Annotated in this window: 9 protein-coding genes and 3 pseudogenes; 6 read left to right on the plus strand and 6 right to left on the minus strand. The window is 57.4% G+C overall.

The annotated features are described in order from the left end of the window. Positions 1-55: 55 nt before the first annotated feature. From NKJ32_RS30120 to NKJ32_RS35595, 3 genes and pseudogenes are all read left to right on the plus strand, one after another. Positions 56-520 (plus strand): annotated as a pseudogene (locus tag NKJ32_RS30120) (IS5 family transposase); the annotation flags it as partial. An 896-nt stretch (positions 521-1,416) separates the two neighbouring features. Further along, positions 1,417-1,923 (plus strand): hypothetical protein, encoded by a 507-nt coding sequence (locus NKJ32_RS35590; RefSeq protein WP_502902707.1) that lies wholly within the window; start codon positions 1,417-1,419, stop codon positions 1,921-1,923. A gap of 15 nt (positions 1,924-1,938) precedes the next feature. Beyond that, positions 1,939-2,484 (plus strand): hypothetical protein, encoded by a 546-nt coding sequence (locus NKJ32_RS35595; RefSeq protein ID WP_502902705.1) that lies wholly within the window; start codon positions 1,939-1,941, stop codon positions 2,482-2,484. Between the two features lie 350 nt (positions 2,485-2,834). Here the strand turns inward: NKJ32_RS35595 and NKJ32_RS30130 are convergent, their stop codons facing one another. Further along, a complete protein-coding gene (locus NKJ32_RS30130; RefSeq protein ID WP_352829773.1) occupies positions 2,835-3,527 on the minus strand; it encodes an antitoxin Xre/MbcA/ParS-like domain-containing protein in 693 nt (230 codons plus the stop codon). Positions 3,528-3,596: 69 nt separating this feature from the next. Here NKJ32_RS30130 and NKJ32_RS30135 point away from each other — a divergent pair. Further along, positions 3,597-4,421: pseudogene (locus tag NKJ32_RS30135) on the plus strand (IS5 family transposase). Between the two features lie 58 nt (positions 4,422-4,479). Here the strand turns inward: NKJ32_RS30135 and gfa are convergent. The 4 genes from gfa to NKJ32_RS30155 all read right to left on the minus strand — a co-directional run bounded on the left by gfa (position 4,480) and on the right by NKJ32_RS30155 (position 9,139). Further along, positions 4,480-5,049: an S-(hydroxymethyl)glutathione synthase gene (gfa, locus tag NKJ32_RS30140; protein WP_352829775.1), complete on the minus strand. Its 570-nt coding sequence runs from the start codon at positions 5,047-5,049 to the stop codon at positions 4,480-4,482. A 46-nt stretch (positions 5,050-5,095) separates the two neighbouring features. Further along, positions 5,096-6,208: an S-(hydroxymethyl)glutathione dehydrogenase/class III alcohol dehydrogenase gene (locus NKJ32_RS30145; protein ID WP_352829776.1), complete on the minus strand. Its 1,113-nt coding sequence runs from the start codon at positions 6,206-6,208 to the stop codon at positions 5,096-5,098. Between the two features lie 82 nt (positions 6,209-6,290). Then, complete coding sequence (locus NKJ32_RS30150; protein WP_352829778.1) at positions 6,291-7,712, minus strand: aspartate ammonia-lyase; 1,422 nt, start codon at positions 7,710-7,712, stop codon at positions 6,291-6,293. 260 nt (positions 7,713-7,972) lie between these two features. Next, positions 7,973-9,139: an aminotransferase class V-fold PLP-dependent enzyme gene (locus NKJ32_RS30155; RefSeq protein ID WP_352829780.1), complete on the minus strand. Its 1,167-nt coding sequence runs from the start codon at positions 9,137-9,139 to the stop codon at positions 7,973-7,975. A 544-nt stretch (positions 9,140-9,683) separates the two neighbouring features. On the opposite strand from NKJ32_RS30155, the gene NKJ32_RS30160 reads away from it, so the two are divergent. Next, positions 9,684-10,481 (plus strand): IclR family transcriptional regulator, encoded by a 798-nt coding sequence (locus tag NKJ32_RS30160; RefSeq protein WP_352829782.1) that lies wholly within the window; start codon positions 9,684-9,686, stop codon positions 10,479-10,481. Positions 10,482-10,690: 209 nt separating this feature from the next. Here the strand turns inward: NKJ32_RS30160 and NKJ32_RS30165 are convergent. Further along, positions 10,691-11,011: pseudogene (locus tag NKJ32_RS30165) on the minus strand (IS66 family transposase); the annotation flags it as partial. 63 nt (positions 11,012-11,074) lie between these two features. On the opposite strand from NKJ32_RS30165, the gene NKJ32_RS30170 reads away from it, so the two are divergent. Further along, positions 11,075-11,186: transposase (locus NKJ32_RS30170; protein ID WP_352829787.1), on the plus strand; the 112-nt coding region annotated here is incomplete at its 3' end.

Below are 11,186 nucleotides of genomic sequence, written 5' to 3' on the forward strand. Positions count from 1 at the left end.
CCGGCGAAGCGGAAAAGAGCTATAAGGCGCTTGACTTCAAACCGCCGAATAGAGAAGCCAGTCGGTCAAGGCTCCGCATGCGAAAACAAGGAAACAAGGGGTTACGACGCCGGAAAAAAGATCGTCGGACGCAAGCGCCATATCGCGGTCGATACGGATGGGCGGCTGTTGATGGTCAACCTGACGCCGGCCGATATCTCCGACAGCGCCGGCGCTCAGGCGATTTTGGATGGTATCCGCAAGCGCTGGCCCTGGGTGAACCATCTGTTCGCCGATGGCGCCTACGATCGGCTGAAGCTCATGGACAAGGCCGCCTATCTGGACTTCGTGATAGAGATCATCCGCAGATCCGACGAGTTTCGAAGTCTTGCCCCGCCGCTGGGTTGTCGAGCGCACCTTCGGTTGGATGACAAGATGGGCGCCGCCTCGTGCGCGACTCGAGAAGCGCATCGACGTCTCTCACGCCATGATCCTTGTCGCTATGGGCGGCAATCTCATCCGCAGAAACGCTCATCCCTGAATTCAAAACAGAGAGGACTCTTAGGTCCTATTCGCCGTACCGGCGCTCGAGCGCGTTGGCAATTCGCTCGCAAAGCAATTCTGAGGTCACGACTGTGAGGTGGAGACGAAGGCGAACTCCGTGCGTATCAACTAGGGTAGTGACAATCCCGCGATCGGAGTGCTCGGCGATGTCGAGAACATCGTTGATGAGGAAGTCTGGTGTTTCGCGGAGCCTCTTAGGGCGCTCTTCCACTGGGTTCTCCTCCCGATCCAGGTTCAACGCTTGTCAACTACCTTCCAGGCAGGCCGAGCCTAATTCTCTGGCCTTCGGCATAGCTCTCGGCAGCGGCTTGAGCGTCGAATAAATGCCGAGTTATTTTGCCATATTCGACGACCTGGACAATCCATTGGCTGTCAACATTTTTCAATCGCACTCATTCGGTTCTCCGGCAACCACCTTCGTCTTCCGTTTCAGCAATCAAGAACGAGGAATGACAGTGGAAGTCCCAAGCCGCTGTACCGCTCTGTAGACAACAACATCCCCCGACGTGATATTCAAATCCAGATTTTCTGACAGCAGGTCGTCGCACACGACGGCAATCCCTTCGATTCAGTCAGAATGCTCGATGCTCTAGAATGAAGGGCGCCCTGGTCAAGGGCGCCCTTCGCATCGGCGGCAGGCTTCGATCCCGGAGGTGCGGACCTAAGCACTTCGGAAGGAGCCGCCGATGAACCCTTTTGGGCATCCCGCTGAGCCAACCCTGGACGGGCGGGTCTAGCGCACCCAATCGTATGCGACGAGCGCTATGGTTTAACTGCTTCGATCCGTCAGAACGAGCGCTGGAAGCGGAGCTGGCCGCCGAAGTTGTCGTCGTCATCGGCACCGGTCCAGTTGCTGACCGTCTCATCACCAAGATGGAAGTAGCTGGCTTCGGCCGTGATCGTCAGGCCGGGGACGATATCGTAGGCGATGTTCGCCACGACGCCGAGATTCTCGCCCTCGTCATACGAGATCTGGGTGTTGAACGAGGTCTTCTCGTTGATGGTGTAGGTGCCACCGCCCCAGACTGCCCAATTGCCGCTCCACAGCTTGTACATGCCGCGGCCGCCGGCGGAGATTGCGAAGCCGCCATCCGTGTAGTTGTCGTCGGTGCCGTAGCCGGCCATGATGAACAGCGACAGGTTCTCCATCGGGGTGACGTCGAGGCGAACCTTGCCGGCCACTTCTTCATAGTTGCTGTCGTAGGCAATGACGCCGGTGATCGCGCCCCAGCCCTGCGTCCACTTCACGCCGCCTACGACATGCGGAACATAGCTGTCGATCGTGAAGTCGCCGTAACCTTGTTCGAGCGAAACGACGGCCGAGAAGCCGTTGCCGGCGTCGAAGTAGTACTGAACGACGTTGGTGTCGAGCCGCCGTAGGGAACCAGCGTATCGTTGAGGAGTGCCGGCGTAGCCGTTGAACGTATCGAAGGCCGATTCGTCCTTACCGACGCGCAGTCCACCGAGTTGGATCCAGGCGAAGTTCAGCGTAACGCCCGTGTTGCCGGCTTCGTTGAGGAGCGGAGATGTATCGCCTTGGGTGTTGCGGAAGTTGAAGTTGGTCTGGGTGTACGTCTTCAACGTGCCAAGCTCGGTTTCCTGACCGGTCCAGGTCTTCAGCGAGAAGCGGGCACGCTTCCAGTAGGTATCCTGCTCGTCGCCGTCCTCGACGTCGACAGCGCCCGCACCGGTATATGTGCCGATGCCGCCGACGCCGATGTCGTAGCGGACATAGCCGCCGATGCGCAGGCAGGTTTCGGTGCCGGGGATGTAGAAGTAGCCGGCGCCGTAGACGTCGCAGATCTTGACGTATTCAGCGGGTTCCGGCTCGGCAACGACGACGGCGTCGGCGGCGTGCGCACCGGAAACTGCGACCAGTGCCGCAGCGGAGCCGAGAAGAAGGCTCTTGATGTTTATTTTGATCTCCAGTCAAAAGATTAAAAAAAGGGCCAGGGTGTCATTGCTGAAAGACAGCATCCCCTCCCCATTCCCCACGATCGAAGAAGATGCGCATTGCGCTGCTTCCTCGCAGTTTGACGCTATCCGCGCTATTGAATAATGTAAGATATACGGCGCGCAAAGCAGAGATATATAAGGCAACAGTTGCGATTACGTCACGAAAATCGAATATATATTGTACAAATCGCGCAAACTATACAAACAACACAAGCTGGACATTTCGCACAATATGGCAAAATACATTAACCAGTGCGTAGTGGCGCGTGCGAACCTCAACAACGACCAACCGATCGCCGGTGCACTGATTTGCAATTGGTTTCGTCAGTTGGGCTTCATGTCGAGGAAAAGTCTCGTGCAGCACAGATGACTTCTGCAGCCAAATCTTGCCGGAGCATCTCTATGGGAATTCGGGCATCAAGCTGAGGTGAAGGGGAGGTCAGCCAAAGCCACGCCGATCGGGGATTGGCGATCAAGGAGAGCACTTGTCGTATCCCCGGCGCAGGCCTCCCGTCGATGAACTGAGCTAGGGGGAACACATGCTTGCGGGCGCCTTTCCGGAATGCGACTACGTCGTTGTGCCGTTGCCACCAATGCAGTGTCGATCGCGGTATGCCGAAGCGTTGTTCCAGATATGTGGGCCCTGACTGACCCGCCCAGTCTTCAATGCGCACGCATTCGCTTTGCTGATGTCGCGCTTCTAGGACGGCGCCCCCACGGCTTTCCTCGGTTCGCGCCGCGAGCGGAGCCGTCTCGCGAGCGCTGGCATCGAAACGTCGCGCTGCTTCGGCTGCAAGCCCGTGTACAAATGTGGAGGCCAGGGCTGTCGAATCGTCATGAATCGCTTGTTCGCGAGCCGAAAGCAAATCGGCAGCAGGGACATTGCCCGTCCCCACCTGCGATGAGATTGAACTCCTTTCCTTCATAACCTCCTGGTGCTGAGCCAGAACGCGCTGGACCTCTTTTGCAACCAAGCTTGAAAGCTCGTCCTGGCGAGGTTCATTTCCAAAATCAAATGATTTTGTCATGTGTGGCTCCCCTGCCGCGTAAGAGTCCGGTTGATTGCCTGCGCGATCGAATTGTGATTATGGGCTATGTTGTGGACACAAGAGAAGCGAGGCCGGAGGGCCCGAATCGAGCGAAAGACGAAGCGCTATCCGACCGATCTCACCAGTGAGGAATGGGAGCGGACTGCACCGCTGCTGCCGAAGCCGGCCAGGCGGGGCCGCAGGCTGAGCGTTGACCTGCGCGAGGTTCTCAATGCGATCCGCTACATGACGCGCGCGGGCGGCGGTTGTCGGACGCTCCCGAAGGACCTTCCGCCCTGGCAGACGGTCTACTGGTGGTTCCGGCGCTTTGTACGGCTGATGCTGTTTCGCACGATCCACAACATCGCTCTGATGCACGATCGCGAGCGCGCCGGGCGCGAAACCAGCCCGAGTGCCGGTATTGTCGACAGCCATACCGCTAAGCCATCGGCGCTGGGGGCGGAGCGCGGCTATGATGCGGCCAAAACGACGGTCGGGCGCAAGCGCCAAATCGCGGTCGACACCGATGGGCGGCTGCTGATGGTCGATCTCACGCCGGCTGACATCTCCGACAGCGCCGGCGCGCAAATGATCTTCAAGGCAATCCTCAAGCGCTGACAATGGCTCAAGCATCTCTTCGCCGACGGCGGCTACGATCGCAGGCAATTGCTGGACAAGGCCGCCCTCCTCGACTTCGTAGTTGAAGTGAAGCGCCGCATCGGCACCGAGCCCGACTTCAAGGTGCTGCCCAGGCGTTGGGTGGTAAAGCGAACCTTCGGCTGGCTCACACGCTGGCGCCGCCTGGTGCGCGACTACGAACGACGCATCGACGTCTCCGAAACCATGATCTACGCCGCCATGGGCAGTCTCTTGATGCGCAGAATCAGCCATTGAACCAATTCCCAAACGGACTCTTAGAGGGGGCCAGAGTGATCCGGCCCGCCTCAAAATGTCACTGCAGGACACCGTTTTTCTTTGCCGTCCAAGTCGCCAAGTAGTCCATCAAGGCCGGCGAAAGACAATCATAAGGATCGAGCCCCACATCCTTCAATTTTGCGCGGATGCCATCCATCTCCGAGGGATCGACGCCGCCTTCAATCACCGAAGAAACGAAAGCGACAAAGCCGGGCTCCGGCCAGTTGCCGTTATCAAACAGCTCCGGGTGGATGAAGGATAGCCCCTTGAACGCATGGTCCCGCTCTACCGGACCGTACATATGCGTGCCGCATTCCTTGCACGCGTGACGCTGGATAAGGGCAGAAGGGTCGACCACAGCGAGCTTGTCCCCGTTTTCGACGATCGAAACGCTTTCGCTCGGGGCCACGGCCACGACGGAGAACGCCGCGCCATCTGGCTTCCAGCACTTTGTGCAGCCGCAGGCATGGTTGTGGGCGATCCCGGCCGAGACTTTCACCTTGACAGGTCGATCGGTGCATTTGCAGGCAAGAATGCCGCCTGCATGATTGCTATCGCCCTTGTGAAGTCCGTTCTGGATCAAAGGATGAAGAAGTCGAACGCTCATGGTTTCCTCCTGGGTTTTCCCGCGACATGCGGATTGTTGTCAGCGATCAATAGACGATCACTGAACGGATCGACTTGCCTTCGTGCATAAGACCGAAGGCCGTGTTGATCTCATCAAGCGGCATCTTGTGCGTGATCAGGTCATCGATGTTAATCTTGCCTTCCATGTACCAGTCGACGATCTTCGGTACATCGGTACGCCCGCGGGCGCCGCCAAAGGCCGTACCTCTCCAGACGCGGCCGGTAACAAGTTGGAACGGACGGGTGGAGATTTCCTTGCCGGCTTCCGCCACGCCGATGATGATCGATTCTCCCCATCCGCGATGGCAGCATTCGAGTGCCTGGCGCATCACGTTGACGTTGCCAGTTGCGTCGAAAGAGTAATCCGCACCGCCGTCGGTGAGGTCCTGGATAGCCTGGACAACCTTTTCGTTTCCGATTTCTTTGGGATTGATGAAGTCGGTCATGCCGAACTTGCGTGCCATTTCGGCCTTGCCAGGGTTGATATCGACGCCGATGATCTTGTCAGCGCCGACCATGCGTGCGCCCTGAACAACGTTGAGGCCAATCCCGCCGAGACCGAAGACAACGACGTTCGAGCCGGGGCGAACCTTCGCCGTGTAGATCACGGCGCCGATGCCAGTCGTGACGCCGCAGCCGATGTAGCAGATCTTATCGAAAGGCGCGTCTTCGCGAACCTTGGCAAGTGCGATTTCCGGCAGGACGGTGAAGTTGGAGAAGGTCGAGCATCCCATGTAGTGGAAGATCTCGCCGCTATCGCAGGAAAAGCGTGTCGTTTTATCGGGCATAAGCCCAAGTCCTTGCGTCGCCCGGATTGACGTGCAGAGGTTGGAACGCTGCGAGAGGCAGGTTTTGCATTGGCGGCATTCCGGAGTGTAGAGAGGAACGACGTGGTCGCCCGGCTTCAGGGTCGTGACCCCGGGGCCCACTTCACGAACGATGCCCGCACCCTCATGGCCTAGGATAGCCGGAAACTTGCCCTCGGAATCGAGACCCGAAAGGGTGTAGGCATCGGTGTGGCAGACGCCTGTCGCCATGACCTCTACCAGCACTTCGCCAGCCTTCGGGCCGCCTATTTCAACGGTTTCGATGGATACGGGTTTATTTGCCTCCCAGGCGACCGCAGCTCTGCTTTTCATTTTGCCTCCTTCTTGAACTACTGGTAATTTGGGCGGCTGCTTTCGCTGCCGCGCAAACAGTCGATCGATCTTCAGCCCGCTGTTACGATGCCAATCGTGATCGCGTTGGCCGGATCAAAAGGTGCGGATCGGCGGTTTGCGCGATTAGATCCTCCGAAAGGTCTGGCTGCTCGGCCAGGACTTCGCGGATGGTTTTGCCGGAGGCCAAGACCTCTTTCGCAAGCTCCGCTGCCCGCTCGTAGCCGATCGAAGGCGTCAGTGCAGTTGCGACGGCAGTGCTGGCTTCGAGATGTTTGCGGCAAGTCTCTGCATTTGCAGTGATGCCTACGACGCATTTCGTGCGCAGCACGTCGACGGCATTGGTTAGAAGCTCCAACGAATGCAGTATGTTGTAGGCGATGACCGGCTCCATCACGTTCAACTGCAGCTGCCCCGCTTCGGAGGCGAGAGTGATCGTGAGATCGTAACCGATGATCTGAAAGGCGACCTGGTTGACCACCTCAGGCACTACAGGATTGACCTTCCCGGGCATAATAGAGGAGCCGGGCTGGAGCGTTGGCAAATTAATTTCGTTTAGGCCGCCTCGAGGGCCGCTGGAAAGCAGTCGCAGATCGTTGCAGATCTTCGAGAGTTTCGTGGCCGTCCGCTTCAGCATTCCAGAGAAGAGCACGAAGGCGCCGGTATCCCAGCAGGCTTCGATCAGATTTCCGGCCGAGACGACGGGCACGCCGGAAATCGCGCGCAACTCCCCGACAGCGGCCGCCTGATAGTCGGGGTTGGTATTGATGCCCGTGCCAATCGCCGTGCCACCGAGGTTGATTTCATGGAAGAAGGCGGCAATCTCACCGAGACGGGCTACATCTTCGCGCAGCGTCGTCGCAAAAGCCTGAAATTCCTGCCCCAACGTCATCGGAACAGCGTCCTGCAACTGAGTCCGACCAAGCTTGATCACGTCAGAAAAGCTTTCGGCCTTGGCCTCAAACTCGCCCGCGATCTGCTCCAAAGCTCGCTGCAACGCCCCGCGTGAAAGAAGGATCGCAAGGCGGATCGCCGTCGGATAAACGTCATTTGTTGACTGAGCGAAGTTCACGTCATTGTTGGGATGCAAAGCGTCGTATTTTCCTCGTGGCAGTCCCATGATTTCAAGGCCGCGGTTGGCGATGACCTCGTTGATGTTCATGTTGGTCGAGGTCCCGGCGCCGCCCTGAAACACATCGAGCGGGAATTCGCCAAGATGCCTGCCCGCCGCGATTTCCTCGCAGACTTGGCAGATGACATCGGCCTTACGTTTGTCGAGATCGCCGAGCGCGGCGTTGGCGCGTGCCGCTGCCATTTTCACGTAGGCAAGCGCCTTGATGAAGTTCGGAAAATGGCTGATTCTAATTCCCGAAATAGGGAAGTTGGCGATGGCCCGCGCCGTCTGAGGGCCGTAGTAGGTATCGACCGGGATGCTTACGGGGCCAAGCGGGTCTTTCTCAATGCGCTCGATTGGAGCGTTCTTCACGATGATACCTCGCGTGATTTGCGGAAGCCGGTGGTCGTTCAGTGGATGATCTGCTTGAGGAATTCGCAGGCCGGGGGCGGAAGAAAGTATCCATGTCGCCAGGACGGGGGGGGTGACGACCGAAAGCGCAATGAGGCTGTTGCGAACTGAAGTACATGCAGTTTAGGCATAGGGCTGGTTTACGATCATGACTGTGTTCCTGATTCACGTCTTCTCGTTATCGGAGCCGCGCAACGATTGAAGCGCGAGCCCGTATGGTATCAGGCGGCCTTGGAGGAGCGGCCGGCCTTTTTGCCGCGTTCCTTTATGACGTCCAGGACGCGATCGATATCGGAAGCGGTGTTGAACATGGCAAGCGAGATGCGAACGCCATCGCGCTCGGGCGAGACCCGCACATCCTTGGAGGCGAAGTAGTCGATCCATTCATCGGCGGGCAGCGCGGCGACGTAGATATGCGGAGCACGGTTTACGCGGTCGCGGGGGCCAACAAGCTTGATATTGAGCGCATCAAGTCCCGCTATGAGCCTGTCGCCCAAATCGAAGCAATGGGCCTGAATCTTCTCGATGCCGATTTCGTCGATCAGATCGAGAGCCGCGCCGAGCCCCTGAATTGCCGGCAGGTTAAAGTTGCCAAGTTCGAAGCGGCCGGCCGTGGGAGCCGGCGCCATGTCGTCAGGGCGGGCGATGAAGTCCGCGGGCGGATTTTCAAGGCTGATAGCCGCCAGATACGCAGGCTCCAATTCCGTACGGGTGCGATCCCAATAGAGCAGGCCCAGGCCTTGGGGAACGAGGAGCCCCTTGTGCGTACCGGAGCCAATGAAGGTGGCGCCGACTTTCTTTGCATCGATTGGCACGACGCCGATCGCCTGCATGATATCGATGATGAAGTAGAGGTTCCTTTCCTTGCAGAGCGCACCTACGCTTTCGATATCAAAGCGATGGCCCGAATGGAAGGCCACAAACGATATCGAGATCGCTTTGGTATTGGCGTCGAGGTGCGGGCGGAAGCTGTCGGCGTTGACGATTTCCGTCATGGGAATGAAGCGGACCTCGACGCCCTTCTTCTTCAGGTTCAGGAATGCGTAGGCGTTGTTGGGATGGTCGCCATGGATCATCAGAACATTGTCGCCCGCCTTCAGCGGGAGAGCGTTCGCGGCGATGTTCATCGCTTCGGACGTGTTTTTCGTGAATGCGATTTCTTCGGTGGCCGCGTTCAGCAAAGCCGCGAGCTTGGCCCGAGTTTCCTCCATGCGGTCAATCCACACGGATTTCGGACCAGCCGTTTCGTAACTTTCCTTTATAAAAGCTTCAAAGGCGTGCTTGACGGGCGTTGACATCGGCGTCTGGAAGCCGGAGTCGAGGTAGGTCATTTTCTCGACGACAGGAAACAGTTTCCTCACCGCGTCAACGTCATAATACTGCGTCATCTATCTCTCCGTTTCGGCTCGCGGCTGAGCCACGTCCTTCTCGTCCGGCAAATATGCGAGTTATCTGCACTCACCTTGTTCTTTGCGCTGCACAACTTTTCCTTGCGAGCAGCAGTGACTAAATCATATGTAAAAAGAGCTATCGGTCCACCAATATATCTTTTATCGGACTTTTTTATTCCAAAAAATGATAAGTGATGGTAATCTGGCCCTCTGGAGGGCGCACTCTGGCTGCGCATCAGCTCCCAGGTTAGACGCGCAGTGAGGAGCGTAGCAGCGCGTTGTGGCGAGCCGCATTTAGTTCCGCCATGCAGCCAGCATGTAAAACACAGCATCGAGGGTTGCGCCGTCCGCGCCCCCGTAGGTCAATGGAGGAGGGATTGGTAGAGTGCGAAATTTGCGGATCGGGCGGGATTAAGGGGCTCGATAGCGGATTCGTTTCAAGTTCCTGTCAGACATTCTCAAATTTGAGGATCGCTGCTATAATTAAATTTCGGGAATTCTATTCTCATATTTTGGACCCTCACGTCAACGCGAGGCATTAATGAGCTTAAAAGTCAATGCGGATGGTCCATTGGATCGAGCATTTGCAATCCTTGATTTTGTGGCCACTCAACTCAAAGCAGTTACTGCGGCGGACATTGCCAAGAATCTCGACCTGCCCTTGCCAACAGCCCACAGATTGATCAGCAACCTCGAGTCTCGCGGACTGCTCCAGCGCGCGGCGGGCACAAAACGATTCGTTGTCGGCAACAACCTAGTCGTGCTTGCTGGGAAGACGATTGGCTCAGCCTTTCGAACGGCGCGACGCCACGCAGTTCTTCAGAATGTCGCAGCAGAAATCGGCGAGCAATGCGAGATTGGAATCGCGCGAAACAATGCTGTGGTCTATGTTGACAGCGTACGAGTTAAGGTCCCCCAAGGACTACAATTTGATCCGGGGCATAGTGCGCCCCTCTATTGTACGTCCACTGGCAAAATTTACATGAGCATGCTTCCTGTTAAGGCGCGTGAAAAGCTGGTTCGGTCTCTGCAGATGGAGCAGCATACTGACAGGACGATAACCGATCCTAATGCCCTTCTCGCTGTTCTAGAAGCAGCTCGCAGGGAAGGATGGGCTCGGACCAACGAAGAGTTCGTCAAAGGTGTGGTTGGATGCGCTGTTCCAATTCTCGCCCCTGGGGGAACTTTGATCGCTTGCCTTGGTGTGTCCGTTCCAGTTGCCCGGGTCAGCTTTGAAGAGCTTCAAAGCTTCCGTGAGCCCTTGGTCCGAGCAGCAAAGTTGCTATCTGAGACGATACTGCAGACCAGCAGCGACTTTTCCGAAGAAGACATCGGCTAAGGCGAAAGCTGCAATCACTGTCCATCACATTAGCTCTCGGCCGGAATCCGCGCCTTCTCAGCGTCTGTGCCCTGCCGCCGGCCTGTCGGACCTTGGATCCCTTCAAGCCGACCGCATAGCCTTCACTTGGGACGTCCAACTGGACGTCCATTGTCCATTTTGCCGTCGCACAAGACCCCGTCCATATCGTAAGCGGTAACCGCTCACGGCGCTGCCCTGGTTCCGTCGACGGTATCGCTGAACGGCCAACTTTTCCGGCCAGTGGCAAAGATTCTGATGTCACGCTCGAGAAGATTATTGTCGATCGGCATGCTGCCGTCCTCGGTGTCCCATTGGTTCAGGGTGTAGGAGACGGCGTCGCCGAGCTTGCTGTCCGGCAAGACTTTTGGGGCGATGTCGTCGAGCCATGCCTTGAGAGCATGGAGGATGGGGACACTATGTTGCTGACGGAGGCGGCGAATGCAGTCATCTCGCGTCTCGCCGTCATCGGGGATTTCGTTCCGCGCCTGCCGTTCAACCCGATAGAGCTTGACCTTGCCCCTCTTATCTAATCCGGTTTGAAGTTCGTTCTGGCCCATCGAGAGGACCAGGACATGAAACGTAGCCGCTTCTCTGAAGAGCAGATCATCGGAATTTTGAAGGAACATGAGGCCGGGGTATCGGTTGCCGATCTGTGCCGCAAGCACGGGGTCAGCGACGCCTCGA

The sequence above is a fragment of the Mesorhizobium sp. M0159 genome (assembly GCF_040322295.1).
Taxonomy (GTDB): Bacteria; Pseudomonadota; Alphaproteobacteria; order Rhizobiales; family Rhizobiaceae; genus Mesorhizobium.

Bases quoted from the DNA above. Each gene is read 5' to 3' on its own strand.
- gfa (WP_352829775.1), bottom strand. From the start codon at position 5,049: ATGAGCGTTCGACTTCTTCATCCTTTGATCCAGAACGGACTTCACAAG.
- NKJ32_RS35590 (WP_502902707.1), top strand. From the start codon at position 1,417: ATGGAAGTAGCTGGCTTCGGCCGTGATCGTCAGGCCGGGGACGATATC.
- NKJ32_RS30130 (WP_352829773.1), bottom strand. From the start codon at position 3,527: ATGACAAAATCATTTGATTTTGGAAATGAACCTCGCCAGGACGAGCTT.
- NKJ32_RS30160 (WP_352829782.1), top strand. From the start codon at position 9,684: ATGAGCTTAAAAGTCAATGCGGATGGTCCATTGGATCGAGCATTTGCA.
- NKJ32_RS30155 (WP_352829780.1), bottom strand. From the start codon at position 9,139: ATGACGCAGTATTATGACGTTGACGCGGTGAGGAAACTGTTTCCTGTC.
- NKJ32_RS30145 (WP_352829776.1), bottom strand. From the start codon at position 6,208: ATGAAAAGCAGAGCTGCGGTCGCCTGGGAGGCAAATAAACCCGTATCC.